This window comes from Pseudomonas canadensis (assembly GCF_030980095.1).
In the GTDB taxonomy this organism is placed as follows: Bacteria; Pseudomonadota; Gammaproteobacteria; order Pseudomonadales; family Pseudomonadaceae; genus Aquipseudomonas; species Aquipseudomonas canadensis.
Genome location: NZ_CP133298.1, coordinates 986,954 through 1,007,901 on the forward strand (window position 1 = coordinate 986,954; position 20,948 = coordinate 1,007,901).

Genomic DNA, 20,948 nt, shown 5'->3' on the forward strand with positions numbered 1-20,948 from the left:
ACTGGCGCTAGTTCCCGGCACAGGCGCACCGCTATACTGCCGGCCTGTCGGACCCTGATTTCTGGAGAGAAAAGCATGTTGCAACGCCTGTTGTTCGGTTTGATCACTGTGACCAGTTTGACCCTGGTTGGCTGCGCCAACAGCCCGCAACAACTGACCCCGGAACCGAAGATCACCACGCAGCTGGCCCCTGTGGGCCACGGCCAGCCGGTGTCGGTGCGTGTGGTGGATGGTCGTCCGTCACCAACCCTCGGCTCGCGCGGTGGCTTGTACCCGGAAACTGCTCTGGTTTCGGTGAATGCCCAGGATGTGCTGCCCAAGTTGCAGGCCCAGGCTGAAGCCGCCGTGCGTTTGCTGGGTTTCACCCCAAGCCCCAACGCGCCGGGTGCGCCGCAGCTGACCATCACCCTGGCTGAACTGAAGTATCAGTCGCCTAAAGACGGCCTGTACGTGACCGAAGCGTCCATCGGCGCGACCTTCAAGTCCGATGTCAGCGCCGGCACCCGTCGCTACAGCGGTCGCTACGGCGCGTCCCTGAACCAGCGTTTCGGCATGTCGCCGAACCAGGAAACCAACACCAAGCTGGTCAGCGACGTCCTCAGCGATGCGTTGACCCGCCTGTTCAAGGACCCAAGCATCGGTTCCTTGCTCAGCTCGCAATAACCGATTCAACAAAAAGCCGGGCTCAGTGATGAGCCCGGCTTTTTTTCGTCTCCAGTTTCACGCGGCGGTGTCGATACAGAAATCCAGCAAGCTCACCCCTGTCAGCAGATCGGTCTCCGGCAAGTCCGCATGCTGGTGGCCGCCGAGGGCGCAATACACCAGCCAGTGGCGGTCCTGGACGTTGAAGGCCAGGCCGCCAACCAGTGCTTCTTGCTCATCACTTTGTGTGATCAGGTACAGCCGATCCTGGTTTTGCGCGTGCAGCATGACAAGCTCCTAAGCGTCGAAGGGCAACAGAGTGGCTTGTTAAGGTGACGTTCAGGTGACGGCGTAAATTACTGGATACATTAGCCGTCAATGGAGGAGGGAGCATTTACGGCGCCGGAGGCCACTATCGTTCAGGTTTGTATCTGAACCGATACCAAAATACTGTTCTACCGAGGTTTGCGATGGCGCTGCCTGCCCTTTTTATCAACGTTGTTGCGTTAGCCGTGGCCTGCCCGGGGGCTGCGCTGCTGTTCATAACCCGCCTGCGCGAACAGCGCGCAATGGCCGACCTGACCGCGCAAGGTGAAGACCGCGGGATCGACCAACCGATGTTGTTTCTGGATGTGCGCACCGAGCGGGCGCATCGTCTGGCTTACCGAATTGGGTTCGCCTGTCTTGGGCTGGCGCTGGCCATCTCCTGGCTCAGCACCCGCCTCTAAAACGCCACAACACAAATGTGGGAGCGGGCTTGCTCGCGAATGCGGTGTATCAGTCAATTATGTATCGACTGACATTCCGCATTCGCGAGCAAGCCCGCTCCCACATTTTTTTCAGTGTTTACAAAGGTATTCCGGCTTTAACACGATATTGATTACGCACCGGTGTTGCATATTGCACCACCAGAAACGGTCGGTGCTCGGCCGGGCATTCGTTCAAGCGCCGCTCCCACTCCGCTTTGGCCTTGGCCAGTTCGTCCGCCGGGAACACTTCGGCGGCGGTCGGCACCTGCACTTGCGGGTCGGCATCGCTCCACTGGGCGTAGGCCAGGTAATGCACCGGGAACAAGCGGTATCCGCCGAGAATCTGCCGGTCCATTTCTGCCGCCAGCAGCTTGGTGTCTTCGAAGCGCTCGGTGATCGGCGGTGCGAAGTTGATGTGCACCCGACCTTTGTAGCCGGTGATACCGAGGGCGATGCTCACGTCGTCCTCGCCCGGTGCCTTGCTGTAGGTGCCGGTGGTGGCGCGGATGTAGAGTTCGCGGGCCTTGGCGGTATCGCACGGGTCATATTCGTAGCTGATGGACACCGGCGTCAGGTTCAACGACTGGATTACCTCGGCAAACGGCTCATCCTTGCGGCTGACATGGAACATCTTGAGGATCGCTGATTCGGTGCGATCATCCCCATCCTTGGCGCGGCCTTCAGCCTGGGCGATCCAGATCGACGCCCCGTCGTTGCGGATCGAATGGTTGATATAGGCCGACAGCAGGTTGAATGCCGCCATCTTTTCCTTTCGCCCGGTGATCGAGCGGTGCACGATAAAGCTCTTGTTCAGGCGCATCAGGTCGCTGACGAACGGCTTTTGCAGCAGGTTGTCGCCAATGGCGATGCGCGGCGTCGGCAGGCCGGCGTGGTATACGGCGTAGTTGACGAAGGCCGGGTCCATCACGATATCGCGGTGGTTGGCCAGGAACAGGTAAGCCGTGCCGGACTTGAGCTGCTCGACGCCCGTGTAGGTCACGCCGTCGGTCGCCCGGTCAATGGTGTGGTCGACGTAATACTCGACTTTGTCCTGCAGGGTGGCCACGGTGGTGACGCCGGCAAACTCACGGCGCAATTTGCGGGCGATCATCGGCTTGAGCAGCCAGCCCAGGGCGCCGGCAAAGCGCGGGAAGCGGAAGTGGGTCAGGATGTCCAGAAAGGCCTTGTCACTGAACAGACGTGCCAGCACTGCCGGGACTTCGCTGTCGTTGTAAGGTCGGATGGTATCGAATTCGCCCATCATGCTCTCTTGTTAGAAACGGCTAGGGTAAGTAAAGGAAATGCCAGGGTGCGGACTGAGGAATGGCCCAGCCGGAAATAGCCCTGTAAATAGACCGGCGATTATACGCACAAGTCACCTTGGAGGCTGCGATGCTGGAAAACGCTACGTACGATTGTCCTTATTGCGGTGAAGTGGTCGAGACAACCGTGGATTTGTCTGGCGGTGACCAGACGTATATTGAAGACTGCCAGGTCTGTTGCCGGCCAATCACTTTCGATCTGCAGGTGCATGGTCACGAGTGGATGCTCGAAACCCGAAGCGAAGACGAATAACGGATACATCCATGCAGCGAATCTACGAACCGGAAAACCTGATGGAAGGCGAGCTGCTGCAACAGATGCTCGCCAGCGAAGGCATCGAGGCGCACCTGGTGGGTCGGCATTTGCTCGGCGGTACCGGCGAATTGCCCATCTTCGGCCTGCTGGGCCTGGAGGTGGACAATGACCGGGCTGCGTATGCCCGCGAGCTGATTACCGCCTACATCGGCGCACAGCCGCTACCCGGTGACGAACCCGACAGCTTCCCCGACGTGCTGGTCTGTTAGGCTGTCGGTCGGTTTACCCAAGAGTCGTGTTGCCCCATGTGTGGACGTTATGCCCTGTTTCGCTGGAATCCCGCCTTCGCTGCCTTGCCGGGCTTCCCCGCCGACCAGCAGGCTCAGTGGAACATCTCTCCGAATGATTCGGTGCTGATCCAGCGCGCCACCGACGGCCAGCGCACCTTGGCCCGCGCCCGTTGGGGCCTTACGCCGCCGTGGTTGACCGATCTTTCCCGCACGCCCGCCCATGCCCGCGCCGAAACCCTGGCCGAACAACCGATGTTCCGCGAAGCGTTCCGTCAACGCCGTTGCCTGCTGCCCGCCAATGGGTTCTACGAATGGCGCGGCACCCAGCGTAAACGCCCGTACTGGCTGACGCCGGGGGAGGGCTCCACGTTGTTTTTCGCCGCGATCTGGGAAGCCTATCCGGTGCAGGAGCAGGTGTGGCTGAGCACGGCGGTGGTGACCCAAGCGGCGCAGGCCCAGCGTCGCCCGCTGATTCTGGATGAGGCCGGGCAGGCAGCATGGCTCAATCCCGAGACGCCGTTGCATGTATTGCAAGGCCTGCTGGCCAGTGAACCCGTCGCGTTGCGCGAGCGAGTGCTGGCCAACATGGTCAACGATCCGAAGCTCAATGGGCCGGAGTGCCTGACGCCGGCGTGAGTCAGTAAGTGTTGGGTTAGGTTGACTGGCCCCTTCGCGAGCAAACCACCGAAAATGCCTAGACTTTGAACTGATTGATCAGTCGGCGCTGCTGTTCCGCCAGCTTGGTCAAGTCCGCACTGGCCGCGCTGGATTCATCCGCGCCGCCTGCTACTTCATTGGCCACCTGGCCGATATTGATCACGTTGCGATTGATGTCCTCGGCCACCGCGCTCTGTTCTTCGGCGGCACTGGCGATCTGGGTGTTCATGTCGTTGATCACCGAGACTGCCTGGGTGATCGTTTCCAGCGCTTCGGCCGCCTTGGCCGCGTGTTGCACGCTTTCATCGGTGCGGTTCTGGCTGTCCTCCATCACCCGCACTACATCACGCGTGCCTTGTTGGAGCTGCTGGATCATGGACTGGATTTCCTCGGTGGCCTTCTGGGTCTTTTGCGCCAGGTTGCGCACTTCGTCGGCGACCACCGCAAAACCACGGCCTTGCTCGCCAGCCCGCGCCGCCTCGATGGCCGCATTGAGCGCCAGCAGGTTGGTCTGTTCGGCAATCCCGCGAATCGCCGTGAGGATGGCGTTGATGTTCTCGCTGTCCTTGGCCAGCGCCTGCACGACGCCGACTGCCTTGCCGATTTCCTCGGCCAGTGCGCCGATGGAGGTCGAGGTGTCGCGCACAATGCGCATGCCCTGGCTAGCGGCCTGGTCGGCGTGGCTGGCGGCTTGTGCGGCCTGGGTGGCGTTGCGCGCAACATCTTGCGCAGTCGCGGTCATCTGATGCACAGCTGTGGCGACCTGGTCGATTTCCACCATCTGTTTGTGCACGCCCTGGTTGGTGCGGATCGCGATGTCGGCAGTGTGTTCCGAGGAGTCGCTGACCTTCTGCACCGAACTCACCACCTGGGTGATCATGCCCTGCAGCTTGATCAAGAAGGTGTTGAAGCCGCTGGCGATCGCGCCCAGCTCATCGGCGCGGTCACTGGTCAGGCGCCGTGTCAGGTCGCCTTCGCCCTGGGCGATGTCATTGAGCATCGCGACCATTTGCTTGAGCGGACGAGCGATGCCGTGGCCGACCAGCCAGATCACCAGCAAGCCGATACCGGCGATCAACAAACCGGCGATGGTCATGCCGAAGATGTCAGTCTTGCGCTGGGCTTCCAGGTCGCTTTGCAGCTTCTGCGAATCGGCCATCACGGCGCTGAGGGGCAGTTGCAGCATCAGCGTCCAGCGTGCGTCAGCCTGGCCGATATTGAACGGTAGGAACAGTTCGATATGCCCGTGTTCCTTGTCGATGTCGTAGCGCACTTCGCCGACTTTCAACTGGCCAAGGTTGGCCAGTTCATTGTTGTCGAGCAGGTCGGTGGCCTTTTCGCCGAGCTTGCTGGCGTCCTTGGTGTAGGCCACCAGGCGACCGTTGCTGGAGATCAGCGCGAGTTCACCGGCGCCGTTGTAGAGTTTTTGATCGGCGCTGGTGAGCATATCCTGGATGAAGTTGACCGACAGGTCGGCACCGACGATGCCTTGGAAGGTGCCGTCGATCATGATCGGTTCGATGAACGAAGCCAGCATCACCATCGCGTTGCCCACCTTATAAGGGGCAGGGTCGATGGCGCAGGCCTTTTTGTTTTCCTTGGAGCAAAGGTAGTACTCACTGGCGCGCACGCCAGTGGAGAGGATGTTCTGATCGTTGACATCGGCGAGCTTGTCCAGGCCCAGGCTGCCATCGGCGTTGCGATACCACCAGGGAAGGAAGCGGCCGTCTGCGGCCATGCCGACAATGGGGGTGTTCACGTAGGCTGCGTCGTTGTGGTCGATCGCATTGGGCTCCCAGCCGATGTAGGCGCCGAGGATCTTCGGGTTACGCACCACGGTTTCATGCAGCAGATTGATCAGTTGCTCGCGGCCGACTTGCAGGGCCGGCTCGCCCTTGGCGTCTTTCATGCCGAGCAGGGCGTTGGCGGTGGCCAGGCTCTTGGCGGTCACCAAGGGGGCTTCCAGTTCGCGCTGGATCAAGGTGGCCTGGGTTTGCGCCAGGGCGGTCAGGCGCTGCTCGATGATCTGGTCGAATTGCACCTGGGTGCGATCCTGCACCATTTCCTGGGTCCGCGCTCCGGCAAACAAGGCGTACAGCACCAGCACCGCGACCACGCTGAGGACAATCGCCCCGGCCAGTGCCGCGACAGAAAATTGGATCGACTTGAATTTCATGAAAACTCCGGGCACAGGGGAGAGAATCCGCCTTTTTGTATCGGCCACGGGCGCGCTGGGCATGAGGGGGTGTCCTGCAAAAATGTTCGGAGTGTCGCAAATGGAAAGCCCATCGCCGTTATTGGCGCCGTGGGATGTATCCGAAAATCAGCGGTTACACGTCTGGTGTATCTGGCGTCGATACAAACGAGCGCCTACGATACGCGCCATGTTTGAAGGGCGTGTTTTCAGGGAGAGGTTCATGAAGAAGTCATTGGTAGTTAGCGGTCTGGTTGCAGCGATGCTGCTGGCCGGGTGTCAGTCGGTCAACACCACCAGCGGCGGCGCCGTTGGGGTTGAGCGCAAGCAGTACATGTTCAGCATGCTGTCGAGCCAGGAAGTCGACCAGATGTATGCCCAGTCCTACCAGCAGACCCTGGGGGAGGCCAGCAGCAAGGGCCAACTGGATAAGACCAGCGCCAACGCCAAGCGCGTGCAGGCCATCGCCAACCGCTTGATCGCCCAGGCGCCGACGTTCCGTGCGGATGCCGCGCAGTGGAAGTGGGAAGTGAACCTGATCAAGAGCGACGAGATGAACGCCAACTGCGGGCCTGGCGGCAAGATCTTCGTGTACAGCGCCTTGATCGACAACCTCAAGCTCACCGATGACGAGCTGGCCGCCGTGATGGGCCATGAAATTGCCCACGCCTTGCGTGAACACGGCCGTGAAGCCATGTCCAAGGCCTACGGGATCGAGATGGCCAAGCAGGGCGCCGGTGCATTGTTCGGCCTCGGCCAGGACAGCTTGGCATTGGCCGATACCGTGGCCAACTACGGCATGACCTTGCCCAACAGCCGCAGCAATGAAAACGAAGCGGACCTGATCGGCCTGGAGCTGTCGGCTCGTGCGGGCTACAACCCGAACGCTGCCATCACGTTGTGGAACAAGATGGCCAAGGCTTCGGAAGGTGCGCCGCCGGAGTTCATGAGTACTCACCCGGCGTCCGACAGCCGAATCGCGTCGTTGCAGGCGGCGATTCCGAAGGTGATGCCGCTGTACCAGCAGGCAAAAAAATCCTGATACGAAAGGTATGGTGAAGATCCAAATGTGGGAGCGGGCTTGCTTGCGAAAGCGGTGGATCAGTCAGAACATCTGGTGACTGACACTCCGCATTCGCGAGCAAGCCCGCTCCCACATTGGGTCGGGTTTACAGCCTTAGATCCAGCCGCTGCTTTGCATGGCTTTGTACACGGCCACGATCGCCAGGATGAAAAACGCTGACGCCGCCAGTCGACGAATCAAGGTCAACGGCAGTTTCTCCGCTGCAAAATTCCCCGCCAAGACCACCGGCACGTTGGCAATCAGCATGCCCAGTGTCGTCCCGATAATCACCAGCCACAACTCCGGGTACTGCGCCGCCAGCATCACCGTGGCGATCTGCGTCTTGTCACCGATTTCCGCGAGGAAGAACGCGATCAGCGTGGTCAGGAACGGGCCGAATTTGCGTGTGGTGCTGGCTTCGTCATCGTCGAGTTTGTCTGGAACCAGTGTCCACAAGGCCGTGGCGCAGAAACTCGCTGCGAGGATCCAGTGCAACACTGCATCCGAGAAGAAACTGCCGAACCAGGCCCCCACGGCACCAGCGGCCGCATGGTTGGCCAGGGTCGCGGCGACGATGCCGGCGATGATCGGCCAGGGTTTGCGAAAGCGTGCGGCAAGGATAAGCGCGAGCAGTTGCGTCTTGTCGCCGATTTCGGCCAAGGCAACGATTGCGGTAGGAACGAGTAATGAATCCAGCATCAGGTAAGTTTCCAGGGGCGGGTCGACACGGCTATGACACGTACAGCCTTCCCGCCCCGGGTAAGGTGTGCGTGTCATAGGTCTTGTCAAACCCCGGTCCGTCTGTGCGGACTCCTGGGTCGCATACGCCATGGTCTGCTGACCAAGTATGTTGACGTATGCCGGACGAGCGTGGCGCTCGTGGGAGACTACTCCCCTAGGACGGAGCGGATTCTGCCTAGGCAAAATCCATTCGGCAAGCCTTCTTTTTCAAACGCCCGTCAGCCGCGCTTGGCACGGTAGATGCGAAAACCGTTGCCCTCGGCCTTGATCGCGCACACGCCCAAGTGCTCTTCGATCAGCGGTTGGTACTTGAGGAAGCTGTTGGCAACCAGGCGAAGTTCGCCGCCTTTTGCCAGGTGTTTCGCCGCTTTTCGCAGCAGATTCTCAGTGGCGAAATAATCGGTATGCACACCGACATGGAACGGTGGATTGCTCAAAATCGCGTTCAAACCCATCGGTGCCGCGTCGATGCCATCGCCGGTCAATACCTCGGCTTCCAGACCATTGGCGGCCAGGGTCAAGCGACTGCTGGCGGCGGCGAAGGCATCCACGTCGAGCATCGTCACTATGTTGTGCGGGTAGCGACGTTTTACCGCCGCCCCCAGCACGCCGGCGCCACAACCAAAGTCCAGTAGATGGCCGCTTGGCAGCTTGTCCAGGTGCTCCAGCAACAGTTCGGTGCCGCGATCCAGTCGACCGTGGCTGAACACCCCCGGCAAGCTCACCACCTTCAGCGGGCCCTCGGCCAACGGCACGTCGAAGACCTGCGCGAGGCTCTCCAGCTCAACCGCTTGCGGGGCGTTGACCACAGTGATCTGCCACAGTTGGCAATGCCGCGCGCTGTCGAGTTTGCGCGGTTTGCCGAAGGGGATTAGCTGTTTGGCGGCGCTTTCGATCCCGGCTTTCTTCTCGCCGACCAAAAACAGCTCGGCGCCGGGCAAGCGCGAGGCCACGGCGTTGAGCAGGTAGTCGGTGAGGTCCTTGGACTTGGGCAGGAAGATCACTGCGGTATCAAACGCCTGCTCCGGCACGTTTACGCCGAACTGGCTGCGTTCAGGGAAGCGTGCGTCGAGCGCCGCCTGATCGCCGGCATGCCAGCTCCAGCCGTGGGCGTTGGGCAAGCGACCGAGCAGGTCGTCGGCAGGCAAGCCCACCAACAGCAGGTTGCCTTGAAAAAGTTCGGCCTGGCGAAGCAGTACTTCACTGCGCGGATCCATGGTCTGCTCCTTGAAAAGGGGCGCAGTTTATCAACTGACGACGCGCAGCGGGGCCCCGTTGAAAAAGCCCCGGGCGTTTTCCGCCAGTTGGCCGACGATGCGCTGGCGCGCTTCGCGACTGCCCCAGGCGTTGTGCGGGGTCACGATCAGCCGAGGGATGTCACCGGCCAACAGCGGATTGCCCTCCACCGGCGGTTCCACGCTCAGTACATCGGTGGCGGCGCCGCCCAGATGGCCGCTGCGCAAGGCGTCCGCCAGGGCCTGCTCATTGATCAAACCACCGCGCGCGGTGTTGACCACAAACGCGCCAGGCTTGAGCAGCGCCAGCTCGCGGGCGCCGATAAAGTCGCGGGTGTGTTCGTTGAGCGGGCAGTGCAGGGTGAGTGCGTCCACCTGCGCCAGCAACTCATCCAGCGGCACGCGGTCTGCGCGGGCCGGGCGGCCTGGAATCGCGCCGAGCAGGACACGCATGCCGAACGCTTCAGCCAGTCGCGCGACGGCGCCGCCCAATTCGCCATGGCCGAGCAGGCCGAGGGTCTTGCCTTCCAGTTCCACGATCGGATGGTCCAGCAGGCAGAACTGCTTGGCCTCCTGCCACTTGCCGGCGCTCACGTCTCTTTGGTAATCCTTCAAGCGCGTCGCCAGGTTGAGCAACAGCATGATCGTGTGCTGCGCTACCGACGGCGTGCCATAGCCCTGGCAGTTGCTCACGGTGATGCCATGGGCGCGGGCGGCGTCGAGGTCGACGTTGTTGGTGCCGGTGGCCGACACCAGGATCAGCTTGAGGTCCGGGCAGGCCGCCAAGGTTGCGGTGTTGAGGGCGATCTTGTTGCTGATGACCACGTGGGCACCTTGCACGCGTTCGATCACATTCTGCGGCGTGGTGCCGGTAAACAGCTGCAACTCGCTGAAGGTGTCTCGCAGCTCGCTGAGGTCGAGGTCCCCCAAGTCCAGGGACGGGTGATCAAGGAAGACGGCGCGGCGATTGTTCGTCATCAACTGTACCTTTTGCGACAGGGTTTGAAGGCGTAATCTCCCGAGCCTATCAGATGAAATAATCAGTTACTTAATTGGAGTGAGCATGTACGCCGCCGAATTTTTGACCGTAGCCCTGATTCACTTGTTGGCGGTGGCCAGCCCCGGCCCGGATTTCGCGGTAGTGGTGCGTGAAAGCGTGACCCACGGCCGTCGCGCCGGAACCTGGACTGCGCTGGGCGTCGGCTCGGCGATTTTCCTGCACGTGGGTTATTCGTTGCTCGGTATCGGCTTGATCGTGTCCCAGTCCATCGTGCTGTTCAACGCCCTGAAATGGGCGGCCGCCGCCTACCTGCTGTACATCGGCTTCAAGGCCCTGCGCGCGCAGCCGGCCAAGCCTGTAGCTGAGGGCGAGTTGCATCGCGAAGCGGGCGAGCGCACGCCGCGTGGTGCGTTTACCGCCGGTTTCGTGACCAATGGCTTGAACCCCAAGGCCACGCTGTTCTTCCTGTCGTTGTTCACCGTGGTGATCAACCCCCACACACCGCTAGCGATCCAGGCCGGTTACGGTGTGTACCTGGCAGTGGCGACGGCGCTGTGGTTCTGCCTGGTGGCGATGCTGTTCAGCCAACAACGCGTGCGTGCCGGGTTTGCGCGGATGGGCCACTGGTTTGATCGGACCATGGGCGCGGTGTTGATTGCCATCGGCGTGAAACTGGCATTCACCAGCATGAAATAGGCTGGATGCTGGCGCAAAGCTAGCATTCATTGGGGGCTGCAAATCATTCCTTTGGCTGATTTGGCTGAAACATATGCGCTCTACAGTGCAGTTCTTTCAGCCAAGACCGTGCAGTCATAAAAGGGATTCGTATGTTGCAGACCCGTGTTATCCCGCCCGCCGAAGGTGCGTACCAATACCCGCTGTTGATCAAACGCCTGTTGATGTCCGGCACCCGCTATGAAAAGACCCGGGAAATCGTCTACCGCGACAAACTGCGCTACACCTACCCCACCCTGATCGAGCGCGTTGCGCGCCTGGCCAATGTGCTGACTGAAGCGGGCGTGAAGGCCGGTGATACCGTGGCGGTGATGGACTGGGACAGCCATCGTTACCTGGAATGCATGTTTGCTATCCCGATGATTGGCGCGGTGATCCACACCATCAACGTGCGCCTGTCGCCGGAACAGATCCTGTACACCATGAACCACGCCGAAGACCGCTTTGTGCTGGTCAACAGTGAGTTTGTGGGGCTTTACCAGGCAATTGCCGGGCACCTGACCACGGTCGACAAGACCCTGCTGCTCACCGATGGCGAGTCCAAGACCGCCGAGCTGCCCAGCCTGGTGGGCGAGTACGAAACACTGCTCGCCGCCGCCAGCCCGAAGTATGACTTCCAGGACTTCGACGAACACTCCGTTGCCACCACCTTCTACACCACTGGCACCACCGGTAACCCCAAGGGCGTGTATTTCACTCACCGCCAGTTGGTGCTGCACACCATCGGTGTGGCGACCATTATGGGCAGCGTCGACAGCGTGCGGTTACTTGGCACCAATGACGTGTACATGCCGATCACGCCGATGTTCCACGTGCACGCCTGGGGCTTGCCGTATGTGGCGACCATGCTCGGCCTGAAGCAGGTCTACCCTGGCCGCTACGACCCGGAATACCTGGTGGAGCTGTGGCGCAAGGAAAAGGTCACTTTTTCCCACTGCGTACCGACCATCCTGCAAATGGTGCTCAATGCCAAGGCTGCCCAGGACGTGGATTTCGGTGGCTGGAAAATCGTCATCGGCGGCAGTGCGCTCAATCGTTCGCTGTATGAAGCCTCCAAGGCGCGTGGCATTCAGTTGACCGCCGCGTATGGCATGTCCGAGACCGGGCCGCTGGTGTCCTGCGCCCACCTCAACGAAGAGTTGATGGCTGGCAGCGAGGATGAACGCACGACTTACCGCATCAAGGCGGGCGTGCCCGGGCCGTTGGTGGAAGCCGCGATCATTGATGGCGACGGCAACTTCCTACCGGCCGACGGTGAGTCCCAGGGTGAGCTGGTGCTGCGCGCGCCATGGCTCAGCGAAGGCTATTTCAACGAGCCGCAAAAGGGCGCCGAGCTGTGGGAAGGCGGCTGGATGCACACCGGCGACGTCGCCACGCTGGATGCATTCGGCGTGATCGACATCCGCGACCGCATCAAGGATGTGATCAAGACCGGCGGCGAGTGGATCTCGTCCCTGGCCCTCGAAGACCTGGTCAGCCGCCACCCGGCGGTACGCGAAGTAGCGGTGGTGGGCATTGCCGATCCGCAGTGGGGCGAGCGCCCGTTTGCCTTGCTGGTGGTGCGTGATGGCCATGTGATAGGGGCCCGTGAGCTCAAGGAACACCTCAAGCCGTTCGTGGAGTTGGGCCACTTGAGTAAGTGGGCGATTCCGAGCCAGATTGCCGTTGTTACTGAAATTCCCAAGACGAGTGTAGGAAAACTCGACAAAAAACGTATCCGTATCGACATCATCGAATGGCAGGCCAACAACAGCACCTTCCTGTCCACCCTGTGAGGCCCCCCGCCGTGCCCTTTCGGGCACGGCAATGCTCTATCTGGCGCCTTTACTTGTGATTTGCCGATTTTCAGCCATCCTTGCCGCGTCGGCCTTCGCCGACGTGGCGAAAGGGTCGTGGCAGACGGGTCGGTGATGCAAATCACACTTTAGAGGGATCAAGCACTACCCCCTGCTGGCTATAGTCCCTTCCAGAGTTTTTCACGGATGTTCCGCTTCGGGCCATGGAGGCTCGGCTGCCGAGCGGCATTGGAATCGTTGTATTCCGGCCGTTACACGCATCACAGAAAGAACTCACTGCCATAACAATAAAATGCACATGGAGTAGCGTCGATGACCTCAGTAAACCAGTTCTGGCGCCGGGCAAGACTGCCCCTGGCCGTCAGTCTCGCCTCTACGCTCGCCGGGCCCGCATTCGGCGTCAGTTTCAATATCGGTGAAATCGAAGGGAGTTTTGACTCGTCTCTTTCCGTGGGTGCGAGCTGGTCGACGGCCAAGCCCAACAGCGATCTGATCGGTGTCAACAACGGTGGCAAGGGCCTGTCCCAGACCTCCGATGACGGTCACTTGAACTTCAAGCGTGGGGAGACCTTCTCGAAGATTTTCAAGGGCATTCATGACCTGGAACTGAAGTACGGCGATACCGGTGTGTTTGTGCGGGGCAAGTACTGGTATGACTTTGAGCTCAAAGACGAAAGCCGTCCCTTCAAGGACATCAGTGACAACAACCGTAAAGAAGGCGCCAAGTCCTCTGGCGGGCAGATTCTCGATGCGTTCATCTACCACAACTACAACATTGCCGATTTGCCAGGATCGGTGCGGTTCGGCAAGCAGGTAGTAAGCTGGGGTGAAAGTACCTTCATCGGCGGCGGTATCAACTCCATCAACCCGATCGACGTGTCTGCGTTCCGTCGTCCCGGCGCCGAGATCAAGGAAGGCTTGATCCCGGTCAACATGTTCTATGTGTCGCAGACCTTGACCGATAATCTCTCGGCCGAAGCGTTCTATCAGCTTGAGTGGGACCAGACGGTTACCGATAACTGCGGCACGTTCTTCTCCCAGCCCGATGTGATTTCTGACGGTTGCACTGATAATCTGCGCGTGCTGAACAGCCGTCGCACCTTGACTCCAGCCCAACAGGCGGGTCTGAGAGCGTTTGGTGTGGACGTTAACAATGAGGGCGTCCTGGTTCGTCGTGGTCCGGACCGTGACGCTCGTGACAGCGGCCAGTTCGGCGCTGCATTTCATTACAACTATGAGCCGCTGGACACAGAGTTCGGTGCTTATTTCATGAACTACCACAGCCGGGCGCCGATCTTTAGTGCACAAGGCGCGCGACCCTCTGTTTATGCAACGAATAACCCGCTGATTGTCGCAGGCAACTCCAACTACTTCGTCGAGTATCCGGAAGATATCCGCCTCTACGGATTGAGCTTCTCCACCACGCTGCCTACTGGCACTGCCTGGAGTGGCGAGTTGAGCTATCGGCCGAATGCGCCTGTGCAACTGAGCACGACCGACATTCTTTTCGCGGGTGTCACGCCGATTCCTGGTTACGGCAACGCGTCGGTGCTCAAAGGCAAACCCGGCCAGGACCTGCATGGCTACAACCGCAAGGAAGTCACCCAGTTCCAAACCACCTTCACGCACTTCTTCGATCAAGTCATGGGCGCCAGCCGCTTGACCACTGTTGGTGAAATCGGCGTTACCCACGTCGGTGGGCTGGAAAGTAAATCCGAGGCACGTTATGGCCGTGACCCAGTCTTTGGTCCGGGTTCGTTACCTGGGGGGTTCTGCAACGCGCTCAACAACTCCACAGCACAAGGCGGTGGTTTGCCTAATGCCGCCAGCCTGAATACCAACTGCAACAACGACGGTTACACCACCGCCACCTCCTGGGGCTACCGCGCTCGCGCCATCTGGGAATACCCGGACGTGTTCGCAGGCGTCAACCTCAAGCCAAACGTGGCGTGGTCCCACGACGTCAAAGGTTACTCGCCAGGCCCTGGCGGTAACTTCGAAGAAGGTCGCAAGGCGGTCAGCCTGGGCCTGGATGCCGAGTACCAGAATACCTACACCGCCAGCCTGGCCTACACCAACTTCTTTGGTGGCAAGTTCAGTACGGTGGATGACCGCGACTTCGTCGCTTTGAGCTTCGGCGCCAACTTCTAAGCACACTGCATTTCAGGAAGACCAGAACATGAAAATAACCAAAAGTCTGTTGCACGTGGGTGTGCTTGGGCTGTCGATCCTGGCGAGCAATGTCATGGCGGCAGTGTCGGCGGATGAAGCCGCCAAGCTGGGCACGACCCTGACGCCGATGGGCGCCGAAATGGCCGGCAACGCGGCGGGTACTATTCCAAAATGGTCGCCGCTGCCCACCAACGCTGGCGCTGTTGACGCCCGTGGATTCCTGGCCAACCCATACGCCAGTGAACAACCGCAATTCACCATCACCGCGGCGAACGTCGAGCAGTACAAGGACAAGCTGGCGCCGGGGCAGTACGCGATGTTCAAGCGCTACCCGGAAACCTTCAAGATGCCGGTCTACCCGACCCATCGCGGCGCCACGGTGCCAGCGGATGTGTTTGCGGCCATCAAGAAGAACGCCACCACCACCAACCTGGTGTCTGGTGGCAACGGCCTGGAAAACTTCGAAACTGCCGTACCGTTCCCGATTCCAAAAAGCGGCGTGGAAGTGATCTGGAACCACATCACCCGTTATCGCGGTGGCAGCGTGACCCGCCTGGTAACCCAGGCCACACCGCAAACCAATGGCTCGTACAGCCTGGTGTACTTCCGCGACCAGTTCGTATTTCGCGACAAGATGAAAGACTTCGACCCGAAAAATCCGGGCAACGTGCTGTTCTACTTCAAGCAGCAAGTGACTGCGCCGGCACGTCTGGCCGGTGGTGTACTGCTGGTGCACGAAACCCTGGACCAGGTGAAGGAACCGCGTTCGGCGTGGGTCTACAACGCCGGCCAGCGCCGTGTGCGCCGCGCGCCACAAGTGTCCTATGACGGACCTGGCACCGCAGCCGATGGCCTGCGTACCTCCGACAACCTCGATATGTACAACGGTGCTCCGGATCGCTACGACTGGAAGCTGGAGGGCAAGAAAGAAATCTACATCGCCTCCAACAGCTACAAGATCGATGATCCGAAGCTCAAATACGCCGACATCATCAAGGCTGGCCACATCAACCAGGACCTGACCCGCTACGAGCTGCGCCGCGTCTGGCATGTGGTCGCCACCTTGAAGGAAGGCCAGCGCCACATCTATGCCAAGCGTGACTTCTTCATTGACGAAGACACCTGGCAAGCAGCGGTCATCGATCACTACGACGGTCGTGGCCAACTGTGGCGCGTGGCGGAAGCCCATGCCGAGAACTACTACGACAAGCAAGTGCCGTGGTACGCCCTGGAAACCCTCTACGACCTGCAGTCCGGCCGCTATCTGGCGCTGGGCATGAAGAACGAAGAGAAGCAGGCGTATGACTTTGGCTTCACCGCCACCACCAGCGACTTCACCCCGGCGGCGTTGCGCCAGGATGGTGTTCGCTAACCCCAAGCCCCCCAATCTGGGAGCCGCCCCCCTGTAGGAGCTGGCTTGCCAGCGATAGCATCCCCTTGGTGTAACAGACACACCGAGGTGCCTGCATCGCCAGCAAGTCGGCTCCTACTTTTTTGTGGCGAGATTTTTTGTCGCAGTTCTTTTCAGGCAAATGTTGCAAAGATCTACAAACCCGCCGCTTTTACCGCTAGTCTGCGGACATCTGCAATGCCGACAACAGCCTTCTACAAGAGCCCGGCGATGACTGATCTGTCCCGAATCCAAGGGCCTGCCAGTGCGGTAATCCCGACCCTGGAAGGTCGCTTCTACAGGCCACCGCTGCCTGACGGCTATGTGCTGCGCCCGCGCCTGTGCGAACGCCTGAGCGCCGGGCTGGAAGGGCGGTTGCTGCTGGTCAGCGCGCCGGCTGGGTTTGGCAAGAGTTCGTTGGCGGTGGAGTTCTGCCAGAGCCTGCCGGCCCATTGGCAAAGCCTATGGCTGGGCCTCAGCCCACGGGATAACGACCCCGGGCGTTTCCTCGAACGCCTGCTCGACGGCTTGCAGCAATTTTTCCCGCAACTTGGCGCCCAATCCCTGGGCCTGCTGAAAATGCGCCAGCGTCACCAGCCCTTTGCCTTTGAAGAATGGCTCGATGGCCTGCTCGACGAGCTGGCTGTGCACCTGTCCGCCCGTGCGCCGCTGTTGCTGGTGCTGGATGATTACCATCTGGCCCAGGGGCCGGTGCTCGACCGTTGCCTGCAGTTTTTCCTCAATCATTTGCCTGATGGCCTGGTGGTATTGGTCACCAGCCGCCAGCGCCCGGACTGGCATCTGGCGCGACTGCGATTGTCGCGTCATCTGCTGGAGCTGCACGAACAGGACTTGCGCCTGACGCACGACGAATCACTGGCAGTGCTGGATCGCCACAGCAACTCATTGCGTGGCGAAGCGCTGGATAACCTGATCCGTCGCAGCGAAGGCTGGGTTGCCGGCCTGCGCTTCTGGCTGTTGGCCGCCTCCGAGGCCGGCAGCGACGGCGCCTTGCCGCAAAGCCTGCACGGCGGCGAAGGGCTGATTCGCGATTACCTGCTGGAAGAAGTCATCGACTGCCTGCCGACCGAAGTGCAGGCGTTTTTGTACGACACCGCTCCTCAGGACCGATTTTGCAGCGCACTCTGCGACGCGGTGCGTGAAGCCCACGACAGTGCCGAAATCTTGCGTTACCTGCAGGCGCACCAAGTGTTCTTGGTGCCGCTGGACGAGCAGGGGCATTGGTACCGTTATCACCATCTTTTTTCGGACTTGCTGCGCACGCGTCGTGCCAGCAGCAATGTACTGCCGGCTGCCAGCCTGCACCTGCGCGCGTGCCGCTGGTTCAATGCCCAAGGCTTGATCGATGAAGCGGTGGAGCAGGCGTTGCGCGCCGGTCATCTGGATGTGGCTGCGAATCTGGTACAAAACCTTTCCGAAGAACAGCTGCTGGCCGAGCAGAACGTAGGCATGTTGCTGCGCTGGAAAATGGACTTGCCTGACAGCCTGCTGATCAGCACGCCGCGCTTGATCGTGCTCTACAGCTGGGCTTTGGGCCTGGCCTGCCAGTTGGATGCGGCAGAAGAGCTGTCCAGCTACCTCAGCCGCTTCCTGCCGGCACCGTCGGCCACCGCGCAGAAATCGATGTTGGCCCAGTGGCTGGCTCTGAGCGGGATTATCGCCCGTGGTCGGGGCGATCGCGAGCTGACCCAGCGCTATTGCAGCGAAGCGTTGGAAAGCTTGCCGCAACGGCGTTACGGCCAGCGGTTGATGTGCTTGTCGACCCTGTCCAACCTGGCCATTGTCGATGCCGACCTCTGGCGTGCGCGAGGCCTGAACCGCGAATCCCTGGAGCTGGCGCAGCGCGTCGGCAATCCCTTGTTCGAAGCCCTGGCCCATTACGACCGTGCGCGAGTATTGCAGGCGCGCGGTGAAATCCTGCGTTCCCTGGACGAAGTGCGCCAAGGCCTGCAACGCCTGCACGGCTTGGCGCCGCAGCGCTTGTATGCGGTGCGTGCGCGTTTATCGCTCTACGAGGGTTTTTTGTTGCTGGTGCGGCTCCAGCCCGAAGCCGGGCTCGCCCGTTTGCGCGCCGGTCTTGCTGAAGCGAGGGCTTGCCGCGACATCAGTGTGTTGATCGGCCATTGCGTGATCGCCAATTTCGAAGGGCGCCGCGGTGACTTTGGTGCAGCCTTCGCCGAACTCTCCGAGGCTGAGCGGCTGATGCATATCTGGGATGTGCCGCCGATCTACTACCTGGCAATGATCACCCTGATCAAGTGCGAGCTGTGGCTGGCCCAGGGCCGAACCGACTTGGCTGACGCCTGGTTGACGCGTCTGGGGCAAACCTACAATGGCGAACACGCCGCCGCCGCGCCGGAGTTCCACCCACACCTGCCGCAGCACATCGGGCTTCAACAGGCTGCGTTGGACGCGACTCGCCACCAACCGGCGGCGGCGTTGCAACGTCTCGAAGAGTTGGCAATACAGGCTCATAACAGTGGGCGTCAGATGATCGCGCTGATGGCCCTGACCCAGCGGGTGCAACTGTTGCTGGGGGAGGGGCAGGAGGCAAAGGCGCGTCCAGTATTTGCCCAAGCCCTTGAGGCCGGGGCAGGTGGCGCGTTGCAACCCTTCGAACGATTGCTGGAAACCCACCCGGACTGGATGCGCGAGCAGCTTGCCAAAGATCCCCATGGGCTGCTGAGCCAGAGCCTGCTGGCGCTGTTACCGGCGGTTGCAGCGGTGGAGGCAGCTTCGACTCATGAGGCATTGAGCGCCCGAGAGCTGGCGGTGCTGCAATTGATCGCTCAGGGTTGCTCCAATCAGGAGATCAGCAACCGGTTGTTTATCTCACTGCACACGGTCAAGACTCACGCGAGCCATATCAACAGCAAGCTGGGTGTGGAGCGTCGTACCCAGGCGGTGGCGCGGGCGCAGGAACTGAGGTTGATCGGCTAGGGACGCCCCAGTCTGTTTTAATGGCGCAATTATTCTGGTGATATTCGCCCGGAATCGACATTTCATTTGCACGACAGGACCCCGAATGGAAACCGCCAAGCCGACCCTTATCCGTGAAACCTTCCCCGTCGGCCCCTTGCAGTGCAACTGCACCATCATCGGCGACCCCATCAGCAAAAAGGCCATCGTGGTCGACCCAGGCGGCAACCATGAGCTGATCCTGGCGCGGCTCGATGCCCTGGGATTGAAAGTGGTGAGCATCATCCACACCCATGCCCATCTGGATCACTTCCTGGCGTCCGGCCAGTTGAAGGAGAAGACCGGTGCCACCTTGCACCTGCACAAAGAAGATCAATTCCTTTGGGACAATCTGGAAATGCAATGCCAGATGTTTCGCGTGCCCTATATCCCTGTGCCTTCGCCGGACCGTTGGCTGGAACATGATGAAGAGTTGGCCTGCGGCTGTGGCGTGGCGTTGCACACACCCGGTCACACTCCGGGGTCGATGAGCTTCTGGTTTGCTGATGCCAAGCTGCTGATTGCCGGCGACACACTGTTCCGTCGCGGTATCGGGCGCACCGATTTGTGGGGCGGCGACCAGGCGACCATCGTGCGCTCGATCAAGCAGCGCCTGTACACCCTGGACGAGGGCGCGACGGTGGTGACCGGTCACGGGCCGGATACCCGGCTGGGCGATGAAATGCGCGAGAATCCTTTCGTGCGGGCGTGAAGGAATAATTGCCGGGCAGAACGCGTTCTATTTCAGGTAAACCTTGTAGCAAAAACTCAGGTCGTGTTCAGGATGCGTCTGCTACGGTTTCTGTAGCCACGGAATTTTTACCGTTTGTCGCGTTCCAAACTCGGCACAGGTCCATTGCCAATGTCCTTTGCACCATAGAATGCAAACGTAGGAGCTCCCTTCATGTTCACTTCGCGTCGTCTGCTTGTTGTCGCTACCGTTGTAGCCCTGTTGTCCGGCTGCGCATCACCTAATCCTTATGACGGCAGCAGCCAGGGACAGGCGAGTAATGAATCCGGCGGGATGAGCAAGACCGCCAAGTACGGCGGCCTGGGTGCCCTGGCCGGTGCATTGGCCGGTGCGGCCATCGATCACAACAACCGTGGCAAGGGCGCGCTGATCGGTGCCGTCGTTGCGGGTGCCGGTGCCGCAGGGTACGGCTACTACGCCGACCAACAGGAAAAGAAACTGCGCGAAAGCATGGCCAACACCGGTGTTGAGGTTCAGCGCCAGGGCGACCAGATCAAGCTGATCATGCCGGGCAACATCACCTTCGCGACCAACTCGGACGCGATCTCCAGCAGCTTCTACCAGCCGCTGAACAACCTGGCCAACTCGCTCAAGCAGTTCAACCAGAATACTATCCAGATCGTTGGCTACACCGACAGCACCGGTAGCCGTCAGTTGAACATGGACCTGTCTCAGCGTCGCGCCCAGAGCGTGGCTAACTACCTGACTTCCCAGGGCGTCAACGGCGCCAACCTGAGCGCCCGCGGTGCCGGCCCGGATAACCCGATTGCCAGCAACGCCGACGTCAACGGCCGTGCCCAGAACCGTCGTGTTGAAGTCAACCTCGGCCCGATCCCAGGCCAACAGTACGGCCAGCCAGGAGCCCAGCAACAGGCGCCACAACAGAACAACCAGTTCCAGGGCAATCCGTACTCGCAGTACCAGTAAATATTCGTTAATAAAAAAGGGCGCCGTAAGGCGCCCTTTTTTGTGGCTG

Annotated in this window: 19 protein-coding genes, 1 pseudogene and 1 riboswitch; of the genes and pseudogenes, 13 read left to right on the forward strand and 7 right to left on the reverse strand. The window is 60.5% G+C overall.

Translation table 11 applies throughout. The annotated features are described in order from the left end of the window. The first annotated feature begins 75 nt into the window (after nucleotides 1-75). Nucleotides 76-663 carry a YajG family lipoprotein gene (locus tag RB216_RS04460; protein WP_028618872.1) on the forward strand — a complete coding sequence of 196 codons (588 nt, stop codon included), beginning with the start codon at nucleotides 76-78 and terminating at the stop codon, nucleotides 661-663. A gap of 57 nt (nucleotides 664-720) precedes the next feature. Here the strand turns inward: RB216_RS04460 and RB216_RS04465 are convergent, their stop codons facing one another. Then, nucleotides 721-930, reverse strand: coding sequence for a hypothetical protein (locus RB216_RS04465; protein ID WP_016978307.1), 210 nt, complete (start codon nucleotides 928-930; stop codon nucleotides 721-723). A 182-nt stretch (nucleotides 931-1,112) separates the two neighbouring features. Between RB216_RS04465 and RB216_RS04470 the strand changes: the two genes are divergently transcribed. Beyond that, complete coding sequence (locus RB216_RS04470; RefSeq protein WP_028618873.1) at nucleotides 1,113-1,370, forward strand: GNAT family N-acetyltransferase; 258 nt, start codon at nucleotides 1,113-1,115, stop codon at nucleotides 1,368-1,370. A 118-nt stretch (nucleotides 1,371-1,488) separates the two neighbouring features. Here the strand turns inward: RB216_RS04470 and RB216_RS04475 are convergent, their stop codons facing one another. After that, nucleotides 1,489-2,652 (reverse strand): 1-acyl-sn-glycerol-3-phosphate acyltransferase, encoded by a 1,164-nt coding sequence (locus RB216_RS04475; protein ID WP_308908363.1) that lies wholly within the window; start codon nucleotides 2,650-2,652, stop codon nucleotides 1,489-1,491. 131 nt (nucleotides 2,653-2,783) lie between these two features. On the opposite strand from RB216_RS04475, the gene RB216_RS04480 reads away from it, so the two are divergent. From RB216_RS04480 to RB216_RS04490, 3 genes are read left to right on the forward strand one after another with little or no spacing between them, the layout of a single operon-like run. Continuing rightward, nucleotides 2,784-2,966, forward strand: coding sequence for a CPXCG motif-containing cysteine-rich protein (locus RB216_RS04480; RefSeq protein ID WP_028618875.1), 183 nt, complete (start codon nucleotides 2,784-2,786; stop codon nucleotides 2,964-2,966). Between the two features lie 11 nt (nucleotides 2,967-2,977). Then, nucleotides 2,978-3,238 (forward strand): putative signal transducing protein, encoded by a 261-nt coding sequence (locus tag RB216_RS04485; RefSeq protein ID WP_068938004.1) that lies wholly within the window; start codon nucleotides 2,978-2,980, stop codon nucleotides 3,236-3,238. Nucleotides 3,239-3,274: 36 nt separating this feature from the next. Beyond that, a complete protein-coding gene (locus tag RB216_RS04490; protein ID WP_068938005.1) occupies nucleotides 3,275-3,895 on the forward strand; it encodes an SOS response-associated peptidase in 621 nt (206 codons plus the stop codon). Nucleotides 3,896-3,953: 58 nt separating this feature from the next. On the opposite strand, the gene RB216_RS29780 is transcribed toward RB216_RS04490, so the two are convergent. Then, entirely contained in the window at nucleotides 3,954-4,796 is an 843-nt protein-coding gene (locus RB216_RS29780; RefSeq protein WP_372514797.1) for a methyl-accepting chemotaxis protein, read from the reverse strand. A 15-nt stretch (nucleotides 4,797-4,811) separates the two neighbouring features. Beyond that, nucleotides 4,812-6,155 (reverse strand): annotated as a pseudogene (locus RB216_RS29785) (methyl-accepting chemotaxis protein); the annotation flags it as partial. Between the two features lie 178 nt (nucleotides 6,156-6,333). Here RB216_RS29785 and RB216_RS04500 point away from each other — a divergent pair. Next, entirely contained in the window at nucleotides 6,334-7,152 is an 819-nt protein-coding gene (locus tag RB216_RS04500) for a M48 family metallopeptidase (RefSeq protein WP_010213075.1), read from the forward strand. A gap of 135 nt (nucleotides 7,153-7,287) precedes the next feature. On the opposite strand, the gene RB216_RS04505 is transcribed toward RB216_RS04500, so the two are convergent. The 3 genes from RB216_RS04505 to RB216_RS04515 all read right to left on the reverse strand — a co-directional run bounded on the left by RB216_RS04505 (nucleotide 7,288) and on the right by RB216_RS04515 (nucleotide 10,127). Continuing rightward, the gene (locus RB216_RS04505; RefSeq protein ID WP_016978300.1) at nucleotides 7,288-7,872 is read right to left on the reverse strand and encodes a TMEM165/GDT1 family protein; all 585 of its coding nucleotides are present in this window, start codon (nucleotides 7,870-7,872) and stop codon (nucleotides 7,288-7,290) included. A gap of 88 nt (nucleotides 7,873-7,960) precedes the next feature. After that, a riboswitch (yybP-ykoY riboswitch) is annotated at nucleotides 7,961-8,082 on the reverse strand. 50 nt (nucleotides 8,083-8,132) lie between these two features. After that, entirely contained in the window at nucleotides 8,133-9,131 is a 999-nt protein-coding gene (locus RB216_RS04510; protein WP_308908365.1) for a methyltransferase, read from the reverse strand. A gap of 30 nt (nucleotides 9,132-9,161) precedes the next feature. After that, nucleotides 9,162-10,127 (reverse strand): 2-hydroxyacid dehydrogenase, encoded by a 966-nt coding sequence (locus tag RB216_RS04515; protein ID WP_236318199.1) that lies wholly within the window; start codon nucleotides 10,125-10,127, stop codon nucleotides 9,162-9,164. An 85-nt stretch (nucleotides 10,128-10,212) separates the two neighbouring features. On the opposite strand from RB216_RS04515, the gene RB216_RS04520 reads away from it, so the two are divergent. From RB216_RS04520 to RB216_RS04550, 7 genes are all read left to right on the forward strand, one after another. Then, nucleotides 10,213-10,845: a LysE family translocator gene (locus tag RB216_RS04520; RefSeq protein ID WP_016978297.1), complete on the forward strand. Its 633-nt coding sequence runs from the start codon at nucleotides 10,213-10,215 to the stop codon at nucleotides 10,843-10,845. A 131-nt stretch (nucleotides 10,846-10,976) separates the two neighbouring features. Next, on the forward strand, nucleotides 10,977-12,659 hold the full coding sequence (locus RB216_RS04525; RefSeq protein ID WP_068938008.1) for a fatty acid--CoA ligase: 1,683 nt from the start codon (nucleotides 10,977-10,979) through the stop codon (nucleotides 12,657-12,659). 333 nt (nucleotides 12,660-12,992) lie between these two features. Then, nucleotides 12,993-14,831 (forward strand): DUF1302 domain-containing protein, encoded by a 1,839-nt coding sequence (locus RB216_RS04530; protein WP_122686121.1) that lies wholly within the window; start codon nucleotides 12,993-12,995, stop codon nucleotides 14,829-14,831. Nucleotides 14,832-14,859: 28 nt separating this feature from the next. Next, on the forward strand, nucleotides 14,860-16,224 hold the full coding sequence (locus RB216_RS04535) for a DUF1329 domain-containing protein (protein ID WP_122554848.1): 1,365 nt from the start codon (nucleotides 14,860-14,862) through the stop codon (nucleotides 16,222-16,224). 249 nt (nucleotides 16,225-16,473) lie between these two features. Next, nucleotides 16,474-19,203 carry a winged helix-turn-helix domain-containing protein gene (locus RB216_RS04540; protein ID WP_308908366.1) on the forward strand — a complete coding sequence of 910 codons (2,730 nt, stop codon included), beginning with the start codon at nucleotides 16,474-16,476 and terminating at the stop codon, nucleotides 19,201-19,203. Nucleotides 19,204-19,288: 85 nt separating this feature from the next. Continuing rightward, complete coding sequence (locus RB216_RS04545; protein WP_028618886.1) at nucleotides 19,289-19,933, forward strand: MBL fold metallo-hydrolase; 645 nt, start codon at nucleotides 19,289-19,291, stop codon at nucleotides 19,931-19,933. Nucleotides 19,934-20,125: 192 nt separating this feature from the next. Then, nucleotides 20,126-20,899: a YiaD family glycine zipper/OmpA-like lipoprotein gene (locus RB216_RS04550; RefSeq protein ID WP_012722283.1), complete on the forward strand. Its 774-nt coding sequence runs from the start codon at nucleotides 20,126-20,128 to the stop codon at nucleotides 20,897-20,899. Nucleotides 20,900-20,948 lie beyond the last annotated feature (49 nt).